Origin of the sequence: Microbacterium sp. NPDC056569 (assembly GCF_042793475.1) — a bacterium.
GTDB lineage: Bacteria > Actinomycetota > Actinomycetes > Actinomycetales > Microbacteriaceae > Microbacterium.
The window spans coordinates 154,296-172,628 of the sequence record NZ_JBHTUV010000009.1; the positions used below are offsets into that span (position 1 = coordinate 154,296).

9 protein-coding genes are annotated in these 18,333 nt (G+C 70.1%); 5 read left to right on the forward strand and 4 right to left on the reverse strand.

Annotated elements, in window-relative coordinates; genetic code table 11:
- Positions 1-3 precede the first annotated feature (3 nt).
- Positions 4-1,278 carry a GNAT family N-acetyltransferase gene (locus ACFQ7C_RS12350; RefSeq protein ID WP_378901215.1) on the reverse strand — a complete coding sequence of 425 codons (1,275 nt, stop codon included), beginning with the start codon at positions 1,276-1,278 and terminating at the stop codon, positions 4-6.
- Positions 1,278-1,634 (reverse strand): VOC family protein, encoded by a 357-nt coding sequence (locus tag ACFQ7C_RS12355; RefSeq protein ID WP_378901218.1) that lies wholly within the window; start codon positions 1,632-1,634, stop codon positions 1,278-1,280. Before ACFQ7C_RS12355 ends, ACFQ7C_RS12350 begins: the two co-directional genes overlap by 1 nt.
- A gap of 220 nt (positions 1,635-1,854) precedes the next feature.
- Between ACFQ7C_RS12355 and ACFQ7C_RS12360 the strand changes: the two genes are divergently transcribed.
- Positions 1,855-3,960 (forward strand): acyl-CoA dehydrogenase, encoded by a 2,106-nt coding sequence (locus tag ACFQ7C_RS12360; protein WP_378901221.1) that lies wholly within the window; start codon positions 1,855-1,857, stop codon positions 3,958-3,960.
- Between the two features lie 18 nt (positions 3,961-3,978).
- On the opposite strand, the gene ACFQ7C_RS12365 is transcribed toward ACFQ7C_RS12360, so the two are convergent.
- Together ACFQ7C_RS12365 and ACFQ7C_RS12370 are read right to left on the reverse strand one after the other, a co-directional pair.
- The gene (locus ACFQ7C_RS12365) at positions 3,979-4,386 is read right to left on the reverse strand and encodes a glucose-6-phosphate dehydrogenase (RefSeq protein ID WP_378901224.1); all 408 of its coding nucleotides are present in this window, start codon (positions 4,384-4,386) and stop codon (positions 3,979-3,981) included.
- Between the two features lie 130 nt (positions 4,387-4,516).
- On the reverse strand, positions 4,517-6,475 hold the full coding sequence (locus tag ACFQ7C_RS12370; RefSeq protein ID WP_378901227.1) for a hypothetical protein: 1,959 nt from the start codon (positions 6,473-6,475) through the stop codon (positions 4,517-4,519).
- Between the two features lie 206 nt (positions 6,476-6,681).
- Between ACFQ7C_RS12370 and ACFQ7C_RS12375 the strand changes: the two genes are divergently transcribed.
- The 4 genes from ACFQ7C_RS12375 to ACFQ7C_RS12390 all read left to right on the forward strand — a co-directional run bounded on the left by ACFQ7C_RS12375 (position 6,682) and on the right by ACFQ7C_RS12390 (position 18,305).
- Positions 6,682-7,254 (forward strand): DNA-3-methyladenine glycosylase I, encoded by a 573-nt coding sequence (locus tag ACFQ7C_RS12375; RefSeq protein WP_378901230.1) that lies wholly within the window; start codon positions 6,682-6,684, stop codon positions 7,252-7,254.
- Between the two features lie 40 nt (positions 7,255-7,294).
- The gene (locus tag ACFQ7C_RS12380; RefSeq protein WP_378901332.1) at positions 7,295-9,541 is read left to right on the forward strand and encodes an LLM class flavin-dependent oxidoreductase; all 2,247 of its coding nucleotides are present in this window, start codon (positions 7,295-7,297) and stop codon (positions 9,539-9,541) included.
- Positions 9,542-9,668: 127 nt separating this feature from the next.
- Positions 9,669-12,017, forward strand: a complete 2,349-nt coding sequence (locus ACFQ7C_RS12385) for an ATP-binding cassette domain-containing protein (RefSeq protein ID WP_378901233.1) — start codon at positions 9,669-9,671, stop codon at positions 12,015-12,017.
- Between the two features lie 216 nt (positions 12,018-12,233).
- The gene (locus ACFQ7C_RS12390; RefSeq protein WP_378901236.1) at positions 12,234-18,305 is read left to right on the forward strand and encodes an Ig-like domain-containing protein; all 6,072 of its coding nucleotides are present in this window, start codon (positions 12,234-12,236) and stop codon (positions 18,303-18,305) included.
- Positions 18,306-18,333: the final 28 nt, after the last annotated feature.

The following is an 18,333-nucleotide window of genomic DNA, read 5'->3' on the forward strand; positions in this document are numbered from 1 at the left end:
CTCTCAGGCCGGCGGGAACGTCCGCACCCGCTCGACGCGCAGGGTGTGGGGGAGCGCGGCGAGGTCGCGGGCGCCGTCGGCGCGCGGGAGCTCATAGATGTCCAGCATCAGCTGCACCGGGTAGTCGATCGTCTGCCGCACGGTCTTCACCCAGCGGTGGTCGATGAAGAACCGCACGGCGTCGGGCGTCCACTCGACGGCGTAGTCGTGCATCTCGGTGAGGTCGCCGGCCACACGGACCTTCTCGAAGTCGTCGCGCAGGCGGGGATCGTGCTGTCGCTTCACGCCGACGCCGACCCAGCCGCCCTCGTCGTCCAGTCCGCTGCCGAAGATCTCGGCGATGCACAGTTCGCCGCTCTGCTCGGGAGCCTCCTCGAAGCCGATCGGCCAGAACGCGACCATCGCGTCGGGATGGCGCACGGCGGCCATCCGCACCTCGATCACGCCGAACCGCGGCAGATGGAGGCGGCGCTCGGGCTGCGCTTCGCGCACGACCAGCCCGTCACGGAACCGGTGCTGGCCCATCGGGCTGCCCGACTCTGCCGAGAACTGGCCGGTCTGCAGGTGCGAGACCCGGTTGTCGCCGTCGAACTCGGGGGACCACGGCGCCGTCTCGGCGCCGATGAACAGCTCGAGGGCGTCGGGCGCGATCGAGTAGCGCGCGGCGGTGCGCTCGCGCGACGACCAGTGCGGGAGGTAGTGCGGCCACCACACCTTCTCGTCGAGCACCCCCTCGCCGAACCGCTCGTCGAGGTCGGGCGCGCGGCCGTCGAGGTCGAGCGGCGACATGTCGAGCACCCAGACGTTGAACGAGAGCTCGGAGCCCCGCCACGGCTCGGTACCCGATCCGCGGTGCTCGAAGCCGACGGCTCGGCACAGGGCGTTCGAGGCCGGATTGTCGACACCCGGGTAGGCGACGAGAAGGTCGCGGTCGCCCCGCGCGGCGACCTCGCGGATCAGCAGCCGCAGCGCCTCGCGCGCGAGGCCGTGGCCCTGCCACTCGGGGAAGACGTTCCACCCGGTCTCCCACGCGGGCGTGCCGTCGTGGTCGACCTGCCAGTACCCGATGCCGCCGACCGGTGTGCCGTCCAGCTCGATGCGGTACATGGCCGCGTCACCCGTGCGCATCAGGCGCAGGTAGCGCTCCTGACGCTCGTCGAGCTGCGCCGCGGTCTCCGGTCCGCCCAGGTGCGCGGTCATCTCCGGTGTGTTCGCGCGCTCGAGGAGCGGGAGGTCGTCGGGCCCCCACGGCGCGAGGGTCACCGTCGCGTCGGTCATCAGCGGTCGGTGACGAGGATGGTGTTCCCGTCGGGGTCTGTCGCGGTGAAGAACAGGCAGCGGTCGGGGTCGCCGAGCTCGTCGCCGGGACGCGCTCCGAGCCGGGCGAGCCGCTCGTGCACCGACCCGAGGTCATCGACGCGGAAGTTGCACGTCGCCCATGGCAGGCCGGGTTCGACATGGATGCCGCTCGTCGCGCCCATCAGCGTCACCTGGCCGTGCGAACCGGCCAGCACGCTGGAGGAGTCGGTCGCCTCGACGATGTCGAGGCCGAAGGCGTCCGCGTACCACTGCGCGCTCGCGCGCGGATCGTGCACCGGGATGAACGCCGTCGTGATGGCTGTCGGCGGGGTCATGCCCTGAGCCTAGGCCCCGCCGTGGACGTTCGCGCGACGCCGTCGGAACGGTTCCCTCGCGATGTCACCCGGCCGTCCGCCTGTGCGTCTCGCACAACGCATCCGTCACCCGTCTCGCTCCACGATTGTGGACATCCGCCAGACGCTTTGAGCGGAGGTTGTGGGAGTCCTACGGTCGAAGGGAACTCGACCCTTTCCGTCGCACCGAGAGGTCATGCACATGGCTGACGCCGCCGTCCGCACCAAGAAGCCCGCCGTCCACAAGAACACGCCCGCCGGCGGAGCCCCCACCGCACCGCACAGCGCGGCCGAGGCATCCGAGCCCCGCATCGACATCGCCGCGGTCACCGACCTGCTGCTCGGCACGTGGGCCGAGACGCGCCGCGAGGCGCGCGAGATGATCAAGGACCCCGCCTTCTGGCGCATCGAGGGGCAGCCGATGCCCGAGCACCGCGAGCGCGTGCTGACCCAGCTGCACCTGCTCGTCGAGCACGGCGGCTCGCGCCGCGCCTTCCCTCACGAGTACGGGGGGCTGAACGACAACGGCGCCAACCTCGCCGGATTCCAGGAGCTCGTGCTCGCCGACCCCAGCCTGCAGATCAAGTCGGGTGTGCAGTGGGGTCTGTTCGGCTCGGCCATCTTCCAGCTCGGCACCGAGAAGCACCACGAGGCGTGGCTTCCCGGGGTCATCGACCTGAGCCTGCCGGGCGCGTTCGCGATGACCGAGACCGGACACGGATCGGACGTCGCGGCGATCGGCACCACCGCGACCTACGACCCCGAGACCGAGGAGTTCGTGATCCACACGCCGTTCCGCGGCGCGTACAAGGACTATCTCGGCAACGCGGCGCTCCACGGCAAGGCCGCGACCGTGTTCGCGCAGCTCATCACGGGCGGCGTCAACTACGGCGTGCACTGCTTCTTCGTGCCGATCCGCGACGACGAGGGGAACATGTTCCCCGGCATCATCAGCGAGGACGACGGCGTCAAGGGCGGCCTCAACGGCATCGACAACGGCCGCCTCGCGTTCGACCTGGTGCGTGTGCCGCGCTTCAACCTGCTCGACCGCTATGGCCAGGTCGCCGCCGACGGCTCCTACACCTCCGACATCCCGACGCCCGGTCGCCGCTTCTTCACCATGCTCGGCGCACTGGTACAGGGCCGCGTGTCGCTCGACGGCGCCGCGACCACCGGCACGGCGCTCGCCCTCCACATCGCGCTCACCTACGCGAACCAGCGCCGCCAGTTCGACTCGGGCGCCGGCACCGAAGAGGTCGTGCTGCTCGACTACGGCAAGCACCAGCGCCGTCTGCTGCCGCTCCTCGCGCAGAACTACGCCCAGTTCTTCAGCCACGACGAGCTGCTCAAGAAGTTCGATGCCGTCTTCTCAGGCCGCACCGACACCGCCGAGGAGCGCGAAGACCTCGAGACCCTCGCCGCGGCGCTCAAGCCGCTGTCGACCTGGAACGCCCTCTCGACGATCCAGGAGGCCCGCGAGGCCTGCGGCGGCTCCGGCTTCCTCGCCGAGAACCGCATGGTCGGCCTGCACCAGGACCTCGACGTGTACGTCACCTTCGAGGGCGATAACAATGTCCTCCTCCAGCTGGTCGGCAAGCGACTCCTGTCGGATTACGCCACGCAGTTCAAGGGGAAGGATGCTGCCGCCCTCGCCCGCTTCGCCGTCGGGCAGACCGCGGGCAAGGTGTTCCACGGCGCGGGTCTGCGCCAGCTCGGTCAGGCCGTCGCCGACTTCGGCTCGACCGCCCGCTCCATCGAGCTCGGCCTGCGCACCGACCAGCAGCACGAGCTGCTCGCCGGCCGCGTGCACCAGATGGTCGCCGATGTCGCCGCCGCGCTGCGGCCGGCTTCCAAGCTGTCGCCGGCCGAGGCCGCCGTGCTGTTCAACAGCCACCAGGCCGAGCTCATCGAGGCGGCTCGCGCCCACGGCGAGCTGCTGCAGTGGGAGGCCTTCACCGACGGCGTGAACCGCATCTCGGACGAGGGCACGAAGCAGGTGCTCACGTGGCTGCGCGATCTCTTCGGCCTGCACCTGATCGAGAAGCACCTCGCGTGGTACCTCATCAACGGCCGGCTCTCGACGCAGCGTGCGGCATCCGTCTCCCGCTACATCGACCGCCTCGCCGCACGGCTGCGTCCGCATGCGCAGGATCTCGTCGACGCCTACGGCTTCGCGCCCGAGCACGTCCGCGCGCCCATCGCGTCGGGTGCCGAGCGCGAGCGCCAGGACGAGGCCCGCGAGTACTACCGCGCGCTCGCCGTGTCGGGCGAGGCCCCGGTGTCGGAGAAGTCGCTCAAGAAGAAGTGACGGCGTGGCCGGCGGGTGTCAGGAAGCGGTCCAGCCGCACATCCCGCACTCGCCGGTCGCCGACACCTCGACGAAGCAGTTCGGGCACATCGCGCGGACGCGCTCGGGGACGACCGGCTTGGCGACACGGCGCTCGGCGGCGGCTCGAGGAGACGACGACTTCGCGCGCGCGGTCGGCGCGGCCGCCGCGGGCTGAGGGACGATCGCCGCTGCGGGCACGTGGTACGCGCAGTAGAAGCGGACGTAGCCGTCGTGGTTCTTGGGGTGCCGGTGCTTGTACGCCCACAGCTCGGTGCGGGGCAGCAGTTCGGAGTCAGGGCCGCACGTGAAGCAGCGCGTCGGCTCGCCCGGGACCACGTCTGCGAGGAGCACGGGGTTCTCGAACGGGACCGAGTCCCGCCAATCCGCCGACGCGACGATCTTCATGGTCCCTGCCTCCCAGCTGCCCGGGCGCGAACAGCCCGACATTCCAAGGTAAGCGACGGACGCGGCATCCGGGAATCCGGCAGGTGACGGAACCGCGACGGTCGGCTTCCGACATGGCTCGGCGGCGGAGCTACAACACGCTGAACCGCACCTCGGCCGGCCTCACCAGGTGGGACTTGCTGAAGCCCCACAGCTTGTCCCAGTACTCCGCGGCGAACTTCGCGGTCTCGGTGCTCCCCTCGACGAGATGCCCGTACTCCATGAGCCCCGCGGGATACATCGACAGGTACGCGTTGTCGGATCCGACGTAGTAGTACTCGTCGTCGATGATCCACACCTTGCTGTGATTGCTCGCCTTCGTGCCGTCGCTCCACGCGTTGCGGTCCGGGCCGTAGTAGAGCGGTGCGATCGACAGCATCCGGTTCATTTCGGCGATCACCGGACTGCACTCGTTAGCCGTCGGGATCCGGCTCACCGGGAGGGGGAGCCGGTATTGCGGAGCCGTCAGACCGGCGGCGGCCCACGTGGCGTAGTCCTCGCGGACCGGATCGAGCGGCGGCCGGTAGAGGTCGGGCATCTTCGAGAGCACGGCGAGGCTGGCGAAGATGTCGGCGACGGTCTGCGCGTTGCCGTCGTACCCGTAGACGCCACCGTCGTTGCTGACCACGATCTGCACCTGTACGCCTGCCTCCATCGCGCGCAGCAGTGCCCACATCGTGTAGAAGTCGAACCACCCGACGCCCAGCTGTTCGAAGTACAGGGTCTGCTGAGCCATCCGGATGGAGCTCTTCGCGCTGCAGATCGCCATGAGCCGGGCGCTGACACTCGCATTGGTGGTGATCGAGAACGTGTCGACGGTCAGGTACCCGAGGCGCCCGAGCGCGAGCACGCTCGTCGATCCGGTCGCCGCCGGCGCGCCCGGGCCGTTCGGTACCGGGGGAATCGTTCCTCTCTTCGTCCAGGTGCCGCGATGGAGCACGCCGTAGGTTCCGACCCTGCTCCACAAGGTGTCGCAGAAGCCATGGGCGGTGGCGGCGGCCGGGCCGTCGAGCATGAGCGACACGTCGTGCACGGGATGGGGTCCGAGATACTCCTCCCACAGGTTGTGCCCGCCCGCGAGTACGCGCACGCCGTCGGCCGCGATGATCTTGGAGTGGTTCCACGAGGTCAGGGCGTCGAGATTCGTGTAGCCCGCGACGATGTCGAACGGGAGGATGCGGCCGGCCAGCCCCGCCATCTTGAGCGTGGCGTCGACCCAGTCCATGACCGCTGAGGTCAGGCTGCTGATCTTGATCGGGACGCCTACCAGGATCCGCACGCGCGGTGAGCGCTTCGAGGCGACGAGCATCTGCAGGCCGTTCGCGATCGCCTGCTGGAACGCACCCGACGGCAGGGTGGGCACCGAACGGGCGTTGTTCCACAGCAGGGTGATGTCGAGCCGCTGCTGGGCGGTCACGACGGTGTTCTGGATGGTCGTGAGCAGATCGGCCGCGCCCGGGGAAGGATTCGGCGCCGACGGACCGAGTCCCCACAGGCGAGGCGTGTCGACGATGGTGACCGTGTTGTGCTCGGCGAGCTGATACGTCACTCCGTGGTAGGTCGTGTCGTGGTCGTTCAGCACGTCGACGATCGTCTCGAGCAGCGGCATGCGCCCGGGAGGGTAGGCGAAGAAGACGACGTTGCCGGGACCGTAGCCACCACTGCCGTCCTCGTTCGTGTCGTACAGGTATCGATCCCCGTACTTCCCCTTCTTCTGCGGGGTGATCCTGTGCTGGTAGATAGGGGTGCTGTCGGGCGCCAGCTGGGCGAACACGTGGAACTTGGCGACGCCCGCGCTCCACGAATCGTGCGCTTCGGGCCGCAAGTCGTAGATGTACCGCCGGGGTCCGTCGGCGAAGTGCTCGTAGACGGGCACGGTACCGGGCTCTGCGATGGGATGCGCCCAGAACGCGACCGTCCCCTGAGCCCAGCCGCTGTGGCCGGCCTGGGCGAAGTCGTAATAGGTGCGGTCGGGGGTGGCGAAGTGCCGGTAGACGGGCACGGGGAAATGGGGCTCGATGGGAGGGGGGATGCGTACAGGCTGGGACATGGCGACCTCCTTGATCCGAGCGGGGCCCGCATGCCTTCGTCCCGCCGTGCGCCGTGCACTCCGGTCAGTGTTCGACGCTCGTCTCGCCGGGGCATCGGGCAAATGCCCTATCTCCGCGAATCAACCAGGCTGATCGCGAGTCGGCGGATGCGATCGCTCGGGACGGTTCGCGGCCCGACGTCGGCGGGGCGTCCTAGGCTGGCGCGGTGAGCACCGACGTCCGCCTCGGCGCCGACGGCCGCGCGCGCTGCGCGTGGGTCGGCGACGATCTCGAGTACGCCCGCTACCACGACGAGGAGTGGGGTGTGCCGCTGCACGGCGACCGTGCGCTCTTCGAGAAGATGAGCCTCGAGGGGTTCCAGGCCGGGCTGTCGTGGATCACGATCCTGCGTAAGCGCCCGCGGTTCCGCGAAGTCTTCGCGGGTTTCGAGCCCGAGGCCGTGGCGGCGTTCGGCGAAGCCGACGTCGCACGGCTGATGACCGATGCCGGCATCATCCGCAATCGCGCCAAGATCGAGGCCACGATCTCCAACGCGCGCCTGGTGCTCGACCTCGAGCCCGGCGAGCTCGACGCCTTCATGTGGTCGTTCGCGCCGAGGGACCACCGGCGACCCGCGACGTTCGCCGAGGTGCCGGCGATCACCGCCGAGGCCGAGGCGATGAGCAAGGCGCTGCGCAAGCGCGGGTTCCGCTTCGTCGGCCCGACGACGATGTACGCGCTCATGCAGTCCGCCGGCATGGTCGACGACCACGTCGACGGATGCTGGCGCGTCGGCTGAGTCCGGAGGAACAACGAACGCGCCCCATGCGTTCGAATGGATCGTGGACTACGGACACCCGCTCGAATTCGGCGCATTCATCACCCCCTCAGCCGCGAGCCCCGAGGCCCCGGTGCTGCTGTCGCAGGTGGCCGAGGCATCCGGTCTCGATCTCGTCACCTTCCAGGACCACCCGTACCAGCCCGCGTTCCTCGACACGTGGACCCTCATGTCGTTCGTGGCCGCGCGCACCGAGACCATCCGCATCGCGCCCAACGTGCTGAACGTGCCGCTGCGCCCGCCCGCCGTCGTGGCGCGCGCCGCGGCGAGCATCGATCTGCTCTCGGGCGGCCGCTTCGACCTGGGGCTGGGCGCGGGCGGCTTCTGGGACGCCATCGAGGCGATGGGCGGCACGCGGCTCACGCCGGGGCAGGCCGTGACGGCTCTGGAGGAGGCGATCGACCTCATCCGCGAGCTGTGGCGCACAGACGAGCGCCGGGGCTTGTTCACCGACGGGAGGTTCCACCGGGTGCACGGTGCGAAGCGCGGGCCGCGGCCGGCGCACGACATCCCGATCCACATCGGCGCGTACAAGCCACGCATGCTCGCGCTGACCGGCCGCAAGGGCGACGGCTGGCTGCCGTCGCTCGGCTACATGCAGCCCGGCGACCTCGCCAAGGGCAACGCGGCGATCGACGAGGCGGCGCAGTCCGTCGGCCGCGACCCGCGCGAGATCCGGCGCCTGCTCAACATCGGGCAGCTCGCCGCCGATCCCCGCGAGTTCGCCGACCGCCTCGCGCGCCTCGCGCTCGAGGACGGGATCGGCACCTTCATCATCGCGGCCGACGACCCGAACCTGCTCCAGCGCTTCGGTGAGGACGTCGCCCCCGCTGTGCGCGAGCTCGTGGGCGCCGAGCGCGGTCGGCGAGGCACGGCCGCAGCATCCGTCCGTTCCGCAGCCGCGCTCGCCGCACGCCGTGACGGCATCGCGTACGACGACGTGCCGGCCGGCCTGCGCGCGATCGAGCCCGGCGACTTCGACTACGGCGACGTGCGCGCCACCTACATGCGCGGCGGACGCCCGGGCATCGTGCTGCAGCCCGACTCGCCGCAGCAGGTGTCCGAGGCGCTCGCGTTCGCACGGCGGCATCCCGAGCTTCCCCTCGCGGTGCGCAGCGGCGGTCACGGCATCAGCGGCCGCAGCACCAACGACGGCGGGATCGTGATCGACCTCCGCCGCCTCGACGAGATCGAGGTGCTCGACGTCGATCGCCGGCTCGTGCGCATCGGACCAGGCGCCCGCTGGGCGCAGGTGGCGGCGGCGCTCGGCGAGCACGGCTGGGCGCTGACGTCGGGCGACTACGGCGGCGTCGGCGTCGGCGGGCTGGCGACCGCGGGCGGCATCGGGCTGCTCGCCCGCGAGCACGGCCTCACCATCGACCACCTGCGCGCCGCCGAGGTGGTGCTCGCCGACGGCTCCATCGTGCGGACCGATGCTTCGACCCACCCCGACCTCTTCTGGGCGATCCGCGGGGCCGGCGCCAACGTCGGCATCGTCACGGCGTTCGAGTTCGAGGTCGACGAGGTGGGCCAGGTGGGCTACGCGCAGCTCGCGTTCCAGGTCGACGACGTGGCGGAGTTCCTCGAGGGGTACGGCCGCATCGTCGAGTCTTCGCCCCGCGACCTGACGCTGTTCCTCCTGACGGGCGGACCCCGCCCGGGCCAGCCGCAGGTCATCCAGCTCTACGGCATCGTCGACTCCGACGACCCCGACACGATCATCGCCCGCCTGCAGCCGTTCGCCGAGCTCGCGCCGCTGGTGCAGCAGTCCGTGCAGCTCACGACGTACGCGCAGATCATGGCGAACGCCGACCTCGGCCCGCAGCACGGCGCGGGCGAGCCCCACTCCCGCTCGGGGCTGATCGAGCACGTCACGCCCGCCTTCGCGAAGGCGGTGGAACGGATGCTGCAGTCCGGCGCGGTTCCGTTCTTCCAGCTCCGGGCGGTCGGCGGGGCGGTGGCCGACGTCGCCGAGGACGCGACCGCGTACACGCACCGCTCGGCGAACTTCTCCGTCGCCGCGCTCGGGTCGAACCCGGACCGGCTCGACGCCCAGTGGCGCACGCTGGCCGACCACGTCGACGGCATGTACCTGAGCTTCGACTCCTCCGAGCGGCCGGAGCGGATCGCCGAGGCGTTCCCTCCGGCGACCCTGGAGCGGCTCCGCCGGGTGAAGGCGACCTATGACCCGACGTGCGTGTTCCGCGACAACTTCGCGATCGAGCCTGCGGCGGCCGACGCGGCCTGAGGCGCAGCATCCGTCCCGCCATGGCCTTCTTGGCGAAGCGCAGGATGGCGGGGCAGGTGCGAACGAACAGCGGATCGAGCAGGATTCAGGAAGCGCGGTGTCCGGGTTGCCCGGCATACTCGTGCGCATGGCATCCGAGTCCCACATCGCTGATTCGCACGAAGTCATCCGCGTCGTCGGCGCCCGCGAGAACAACCTCAAGGACGTCTCGGTCGACATCCCGAAGCGGCGCCTGACGGTCTTCACCGGCGTCAGCGGGTCGGGCAAGTCGTCGCTGGTGTTCGGCACGATCGCGAACGAGTCGCAGCGCCTCATCAATGAGACGTACCCGACGTTCGTGCAGCAGTTCATGGGGCAGCTGAGCCGGCCCGAGGTCGACGCACTCGAGAACGTGAGTCCCGCGATCATCGTCGACCAGGAGCGCATGGGCGCCAACGCCCGCTCGACGGTGGGCACCGCCACCGACGCGCACGCGATGCTCCGCCTGCTGTTCAGCCGCATCGGGGTGCCGCACGTCGGATCGCCGCAGGCGTTCTCGTTCAACATCCCTTCGGTGTCGGGTGCCGGCGCCATCACCCTCGAGAAGGGCGGCAAGCAGGTCAAGGAGCGCCGGTCGTTCGAGATCACCGGCGGAATGTGCCCGCGGTGCGAGGGCCTGGGCGAGGTGAGCGACGTCGACCTCGACGAGCTCTATGACAAGTCGAAGTCGCTCGCCGACGGCGCGCTCACCGTGCCGGGCTACAACGTCGACGGCTGGATGGTGAAGGGATTCACGGAATCGGGTTTCGTCGACCCGGCCAAGCCGATCCAGGACTACACCGACCAGGAACGCGCCGACTTCCTCTACAAGGAGCCGACGAAGGTCAAGATCAACGGCATCAACATGACCTATGAGGGTCTCGTGCCGAAGATCACGAAGTCCTTCCTCCAGAAGGACCGCGACTCCCTCCAGCCGCACATCCGCGCCTTCGTCGATCGGGCCGTCAAGTTCATGCCCTGCCCCGACTGCGGCGGCACGCGGCTCAACGAGGGCGCGCGGTCGTCGAAGATCAACGGCATCAGCATCGCGGATGCTGCGGCCATGCAGATCACGGACCTCGCCGAGTGGCTGGCCACCGTCGACGACCCGTCCGTGGCTCCGCTGATGGTGGGGCTGCGCCAGACGATCGCCTCCTTCATCGACATCGGGCTCGGGTACCTGTCGCTCGATCGCGCATCGGGCACGCTCTCGGGCGGCGAGGCGCAGCGCACCAAGATGATCCGGCACCTCGGTTCGGCGCTCACCGACATCAGCTACGTCTTCGACGAGCCCACCGCAGGACTGCACCCGCACGACATCCAGCGTATGAACCGGCTGCTCAAGCTGCTGCGCGACAAGGGCAACACCGTGCTCGTGGTCGAGCACAAGCCCGAGGTCATCGAGATCGCCGACCACGTCGTCGACCTCGGCCCCGGCGCCGGCCGCGCCGGCGGCGAGGTGCAGTACGAGGGGGACGTCGAGGGCCTGCGCACCTCCGGTACGATCACCGGGCGCCACCTCGGCGACAGGGCCCGGATCAAGGATTCGACGCGCGCCGCGAAGGGCGCGCTCGAGATCCGGGGGGCGACCCAGCACAACCTCAAAGAGGTCGATGTCGACGTGCCGCTCGGCATCCTCACCGTCGTCACCGGCGTCGCGGGATCGGGCAAGTCCTCGCTCATCCACGGCAACGTGCCGGGCTTCGACGACGTGGTCGTCGTCGACCAGTCGCCGATCAAGGGCAACCGGCGCTCGAGCCCGGCGACCTACACCGGCATCCTCGACACGATCCGCTCCGCCTTCGCGAAGGCCAACGGCGTGAAGCCCGCGCTCTTCAGCGCGAACTCCGAAGGCGCGTGCCCGGCGTGCCGCGGCCTGGGCGTCATCATCACGAACCTCGGCTTCACGCAGACCGTCGAGACGCTGTGCGAGCTGTGCGAGGGGTCGGGCTTCAGCGACGAGGTGCTCGAGTACACCCTCGACGGCAAGAACATCGCCGAGGTGCTCGCGATGTCGGCGTCCGAGGCATCCGTCTTCTTCTCCAAGGGCCCGGCGCACACGACCCTGATGCGCATGATCGACGTCGGCCTCGGCTACATCACGCTCGGCCAGGCGCTCAACACCCTGTCCGGCGGCGAGCGGCAGCGCCTCAAGCTGGCGATCTCGATGGCGAAGAAGGGCGCGATCTACGTGCTCGACGAGCCGACCACGGGCCTGCACCTCGCCGACGTCGAGAACATGCTCGGGATGCTGGACCGCCTGGTCGAAGCCGGCAACAGCGTGATCGTGATCGAGCACCACCAGGCCGTGATGGCGCATGCCGACTGGATCATCGACATCGGCCCGGGCGCCGGTCACGACGGCGGCTCGATCGTGTTCGAAGGCACGCCGGCCGATCTCGTCGCCGGCGCCGAGACGCTCACGGCCCAGCATCTGCGGGAGTACGTCGGCGCGTGACAGCGGTCGGGCGCGCCGGATGGGTGAATGTCCCCATCGAACCGCTCTGATCAGGCCGATTACGATCGCTCCCGTTGGCATGACCCGTCCCATCGCATTCCCATCGCCGGGTTAGGCTGAACTGTTCCCCCAGGTCTTCTGTGAGCGCCCGACGCCCCACGTCGGGTCCCGACGCCACGTAGAGACGCACGACACCCCGGAGGAGGCCGAGGTTCGATGAGGTCTTTCGCATGGCTGCGATCGCGCCCGCGCGCGCTCGCCTCGGCAGGCGCGGTCACGGCCGCAGCCGTCACGATCACGACGCTCGCGTTCGTCTACCAGGGCGTGCCGACGACCGAGGTCGACCTCCACGACGGCGGCGTGTGGGTGACGAAGCAGTCGAGTCTGCTCGTCGGGCACTTCAACCACGAGTCGCAGGTGCTCGACGGGGGCCTTCGCACCACCAGCGACGACTACGACATCCTCCAGTCGGGCAGCACCGTCCTCCTCGTCGACGACGCCGGCTCCTCGGTGAGCGTGATCGATCCGGCGATGGTCGCACTCTCGGGCGCGGCCGGCGTGCCGGGCGACGCCGACGTGGCGCTCGGCGGCGAGACGGTCGCGATCCTCGACCGTGCCTCCGGCGACCTGTGGGTCGTCCCGAGTGCGAGCGTCGGCTCGTTCCAGATCGAGGGCACCGACCCGACCATCAACGTCGGAAAGGCCGCGGATGTCGCCGTCGGCCTCGACGGCAACGTCTACGCGGCGTCGGCTGAGAGCGCTGAGCTCGTCACGGTCCGAATGGGTGCCGACGGAACCCCGGAGGAGCCCGCCCGCAGCGGACTGCCCGGCCTCGGTGGCCAGGCCGAGCTGTCGGTCACGGCGGTCGGCGACAAGCCCGTCGTGCTCGACACCGCCACGGGCACCGTGATCGTCGACGGCCGCGCGACCGAGATCGACGGCGGACGCAGTGCCGTCCTGCAGCAGCCGTCCGCAGCATCCGATTCCGTCTCGCTCTCCACGGCGTCGGCGTTCGTCCGGGTGCCGTTCGACGGCTCGGAGCCGACGACGGTGAAGGCCGGCGCAGAGGGCGCGCCCGCCGCGCCGGTGTGGCTCGAGGGCTGCGGCTACGCCGCGTGGACGGGCTCGGGCAGGTTCGTGCGGGACTGCGCCGGCGATGCCGACGATCTCGCGGTCGACATCGACGGCATCGAGCCGACGTCGCTGCTGAAGTTCCGCGTCAACCGCGACGTGGTCGTGCTCAACGATGTCGTCGGCGGCGCCACGTGGATGGCCGTCGACGAGCTGCAGCGCGTCGACAACTGGGACGAGATCACGCCTCCGGAAGGCGAGACCGAGGACGACGAGCAGACCACGGAGGAGACGACCGAGACGGTCCTCCCCGAGCGCTCCGAGATCAACACACCGCCCGACGCGAACGACGACGACCTCGGGGTGCGCCCGGGCCGCACGACGATCCTCTCGATCCTCGACAACGACAGCGACCCCGACGGCGACGTGCTGACGACCCGCGTGGTCGACGGGGGGCCCTCGGTCGGCGAGATCCAGTCGATCGACAACGGGCGGTCGCTGCAGATCGCCGTCCCCGAAGACGCCGAGGGCTCGACCTCCTTCACCTACGAGGTCTCCGACGGCCGCGGCGGCACGGACACCGCGCGCGTCTCGCTCGCGGTGCACGGATGGGACGTGAACTCGCCGCCCACGCAGAACCGTGTGACGACTGTCGCGGTCGAGGCCGGCGGCACCATCACCTACAACGTGCTGCCGGACTGGATCGACCCTGACGGCGACGACGTCTTCCTCGGCACCGTCACGCCCGCCGCGGGCGACGAGGCCGACTTCACGTCGGATGGCCGCATCACCTATCGCGCGGTCGGCGGCACGCAGGGCCGCAAGGACGTCGAGATCACCGTCTCGGACGGGTCCGACGTGACCGTCGGCACCGTGCGGTTCGACGTGCGCCCGGTCGGCTCCATCGACCCCGTGACCAACGCCGACTACATCGCCGTGCGCACCGGACAGACGGCCACCGTCGCCCCGCTCGCGAACGACGTCGGCGCGGGGCGCGAGCCGCTGCGCCTCGCGCGGGTCGACCCGGTGACGGGCGCCGACATCGTGCCCGACTACTCGAACAAGACCTTCACGTTCCGCTCCGCGACGCCCGGCACCTATTACGTGCAGTACATGGTGGCGGCGGGAGCGGCGGGCATCCCCGGCATCGTGCGCGTCGACGTGCTCCCCGAGGGCGAGACCGACCTGCCGCCCGTCGCCGTGCGTGACGTCGCGCTCCTGCCGAGCGGCGGCGAGGTGCTCGTCAATGTGCTCACCAACGACTCCGACCCGGCCGGCGGCATCCTCGTCGTGCAGTCGGTGACGGTCGAGCCCAACTCGGGCATCGCGGTCGCCGTGCTCAACCATGAGACCCTCCGCATCAGCGACCAGGCGGCGCTGACGGAGCAGGTGCGGGTCTCGTACCGCATCTCGAACGGCTCGCAGTCGGCCGAGGGCGACGTCATCGTCATCCCGATCCCGGCGCCGGCGCAGCTGCGGCCGCCGGTCGCGAACGACGACCAGGTGGTGGTGCGTGCCGGTGACGTCGTGACGATCCCGGTGCTCGACAACGACTACCACCCGAACGGCGACGCGATCCATGTCGCACCCGACCTCATCCCGCCGCTGGTCGAGCCCGAGGACGGCGAGATCTTCGTCTCGCAGGACACGGTGCGCTTCCGCGCCTCCGACGAGCCGGGCACCGTCTACGCCACGTATGAGGCCGTCGATACCACGGGTCAGAAGGACGCGGGGTACATCACCATCCAGGTGCTGCCGGTGAATGCCGACACGAACGCCGCCCCGCGGCCGCGCGACCTCACGGCCCGGGTGCTGGCAGGCAGCCGCGTGCGCATCGCGGTGCCGCTGGACGGCATCGACTCCGACGGCGACTCGGTCGAGCTCGTCGGGCTCGCGTCCTCGCCCGGCAAGGGACGGATCTCGGAGACCGGGGCCGACCACTTCGTCTACGAGGCGTTCGACGACACCGCGGGTGTCGACACCTTCTCCTATCGCGTGCGCGACCGCCTCGGCGCGGAGGCGACCGCGACCATCCGCGTCGGAATCGCGCCGGCCGAGGGCGTGAACCAGGCGCCGTACGCGGTCAAGGACTCCGTGATCATGCGACCCGGCCGCTCGGTCGCCGTGCCGGTGCTCGCGAACGACTCGGACCCCGACGGGGACGAGTTCGGCATCGTCAAGAACGGCCTGATCCTGCCCGACGTCGCAGGTCTCACGGCGAAGGTCGACGGCAACCGCGTCGTCGTGACCTCGCCGTCCCGGCCCGTCGAGACATCGCTGCAGTACACGATCCGCGACGCGCGCGGCGCCGAGGCGAAGGCCGTGCTGCAGATCACGGTGGCCGAGGACGTGCCGCTGCAGAAGCCCATCGCCCGTGACGACTACGTCCGCGCCGCCGACGTCGAGGACGGCGTCGTCGACCTCGAGGTGCTCGCCAACGACGAGGACCCCGACGGCACCGTCGACGACCTCGAGCTGACGGTGGCGGACGCGGCCTCGCGCGTGCTCGCCGACGGCAAGGTGCGGATCACCCTCGGCGACGCCGACCGGCTCGTCACCTATACGATCACCGACCGCGACGGGAACGCGGCATCCGCCTTCATCCACGTCCCGTCGCTGTCGTCCCTTCCACCCACCCTCGTGTCGACCGAGCCGGTCGAGGTCAAGAGCGGTGAGACGGTCGAGCTGGCGCTGTCGAAGTACGTGCGAGCGGCGGGCGGTGGGAAGGTCGTCATCACCGAGGCCGCGAAGGTCACCGCCGCCCACAACGACGGCTCGTCGCTCATCAAAGACCAGACGACGCTCGTGTACACGTCGGCCGCGGGCTACTTCGGACCCGACGCGATCACCTTCGAGGTCACCGACGGCACCGGCCCCGACGACCCCGAGGGCCGCAAGGCGACGCTGACGCTGCCGATCACCGTGCTCCCGCCCGAGAACCAGCAGCCGACGTTCGTGAACGGACAGATGGATGTCGCGCCCGGCGAGGACGCGACGACCCTCGATCTCGGTGGCCTGACGACCGACCCCGATCCCGAGGACGCAGGCCGCATCGCGTACCAGATCGTCGGTGGCTCGCCGGAAGGGATGACCGCCACCATCGACGGCGACGAGCTGCAGGTCAGCGCGGCGGCCGAGACCAAGAAGGGCACCGCGGCGACGATCCGCCTGCGGATCGACGACGGCACCACCGAGCCGATCGAGGGTGCGGTGAACGTGCGGGTGATCGCGTCGACGCGTGAGCTCCCGACGGCCAACGACGACATCGTGCCGGAGGCGCACCAGGGCAAGACGGTCACCGTGCCCGTGCTGAACAACGACGTGAATCCCTTCCCGGACAAGCCGCTGAAGGTCACCACCGCCCTCACGGAGACGGGCCAGGGCGACGTCCGTGTGGCGGGCGACCAGGTCGAGGTCACGCCGGACGCGAAGTTCTTCGGCACGATGGTGGTCCGCTACCGCGTGCAGGACGCCACGGGCGACCCCGACCGCGAGGTCGAGGGCCGCATCCGCCTGACCGTGCAGGGCAAGCCCGATGCGCCGGGCACCCCCATCGTCTCGAGCGTGCAGGACCGCACCGTCGTGATGTCGTGGACGCCGCCGGCGAACAACGGCGCCGAGATCGAGCGCTACCTCGTGACCTCGACCGCGGGCAACTACGAGAAGGTGTGCCTCGCGACCACGTGCACGCTCGACGGGCTGACGAACAACGTCGAGTACAACTTCACGGTCGTGGCCGAGAACCGCGTCGGTCCCTCCGACCCGTCGGCGCCGTCCGAGACCGCGCGTCCCGACGCGCGGCCCGACACTCCGGCCGCACCGTCCCTCGTCTTCGGCGACCGCAGCCTCACCGTGTCGTGGGTGACGCCCACGACGCCAGGCTCGCCGGTTGAGAAGTACACGCTCGAGATCTCACCCGCCCCCGCGTCGGGGCTCGGACAGAAGACCGAGGTCACCGGCAACTCCCTCGTGTGGGACGGCCTGCAGAACGGCGTCGCGTACCAGGTGCGTGTGCAGGCGCACAACCGCGCGCCCGATCCGTCGAGCTTCAGTCCCTGGTCGGTGAGCGAGATCCCGGCCCGCGCGCCCGAGCCACCTGCGGCGCCGTCGGTCAACCGACTGGACCCCGTGGGCAACCAGGCGCAGCTTGAAGTGGTGTGGGGCGCGCCCGCCGACAACGGCGACGCGATCTCGGGCTACGAGGTGCAGGTGATGCAGGGCTCGTCCGTGGTGAACACGATCACCGGCATCCCGGGAACCCAGACCAGCCAAGCAATCAACGTCGCCACGTCGACCAGCGACTACACGTTCCGCGTGCGGGCCTCGAACAAGGCGGGCTGGGGCAACTGGGGCGCGCCGTCAGCGCCGCGCCGTGCGTTCGGCGTGCCAGGTGCTCCCACGGGCGTGAGCGCGTCGACTCCGAGCGGCGACAGCACGATCCACGTCGCGTACACCGCGGCTTCGGGCAACGGCGCGAGCGCCGGCGAGCTGAAGTACGAGTACTCCCTCAACGGCGGCGGTTGGCAGGCCCTCGCCGGGAACAACGTCATCGGCGGGGTCAGCAACGGCACGGACTACACGGTCCGCCTGCGCGCCTACACCGCGATGGACGGCGTCCGCTACAACGGCGACCCGTCGGCGGCGTCGAACTCGGTGAAGCCGTACGGGCCGGTGAACAACCCCACAGTGCGGGCGACGGCGAGCGGACGATCGATCACGTACTCGTGGAGCCCGCCCTCGACCAACGGCCGAGCGATCACCCAGATGCAGATCCGCATCGACGGCGGCGGCTGGCAGAACGTGGCCAACAACGGCTCGACGTCGGCCAACTACGGCTACAGCGAGACGCACCGGATCGATGCGCGCGCACAGGATGCTGCCGGCCAGTGGAGCGCGGTCGTGTCGGACTCGGCACGGACGGTGGATGCCCCGAAGCCGCGCGCGTGGACCAGCAAGGGCTCGAGCGCCCAGGGCATGCCCGGCTGCACCAGCCAGTACTGCGCATACATGGTGCTGAACGTCGAGAACTGGGTCGCCGGCAACTACACGCTCAACTGCAACGACACCGAGGGCCGGTGGGGCAACCGCACCTTCTGGGTGCCCGAGAACGGCAGCGTGCAGCTGGGCTGCTACACGGGCTACCGCGGCTACACGAGCTGGGTCAGCTACAGCGGACCAGGCGGCACAGGCAACGCCGAGTCGATCGTCTGGTACTAGCCCGGCGCGCGCACGCACACGACAGCAA

Bases quoted from the DNA above. Each gene is read 5' to 3' on its own strand.
- ACFQ7C_RS12355 (WP_378901218.1), bottom strand. From the start codon at position 1,634: ATGACCCCGCCGACAGCCATCACGACGGCGTTCATCCCGGTGCACGAT.
- ACFQ7C_RS12390 (WP_378901236.1), top strand. From the start codon at position 12,234: ATGAGGTCTTTCGCATGGCTGCGATCGCGCCCGCGCGCGCTCGCCTCG.
- ACFQ7C_RS12370 (WP_378901227.1), bottom strand. From the start codon at position 6,475: ATGTCCCAGCCTGTACGCATCCCCCCTCCCATCGAGCCCCATTTCCCC.
- ACFQ7C_RS12350 (WP_378901215.1), bottom strand. From the start codon at position 1,278: ATGACCGACGCGACGGTGACCCTCGCGCCGTGGGGGCCCGACGACCTC.
- ACFQ7C_RS12385 (WP_378901233.1), top strand. From the start codon at position 9,669: ATGGCATCCGAGTCCCACATCGCTGATTCGCACGAAGTCATCCGCGTC.
- ACFQ7C_RS12360 (WP_378901221.1), top strand. From the start codon at position 1,855: ATGGCTGACGCCGCCGTCCGCACCAAGAAGCCCGCCGTCCACAAGAAC.
- ACFQ7C_RS12365 (WP_378901224.1), bottom strand. From the start codon at position 4,386: ATGAAGATCGTCGCGTCGGCGGATTGGCGGGACTCGGTCCCGTTCGAG.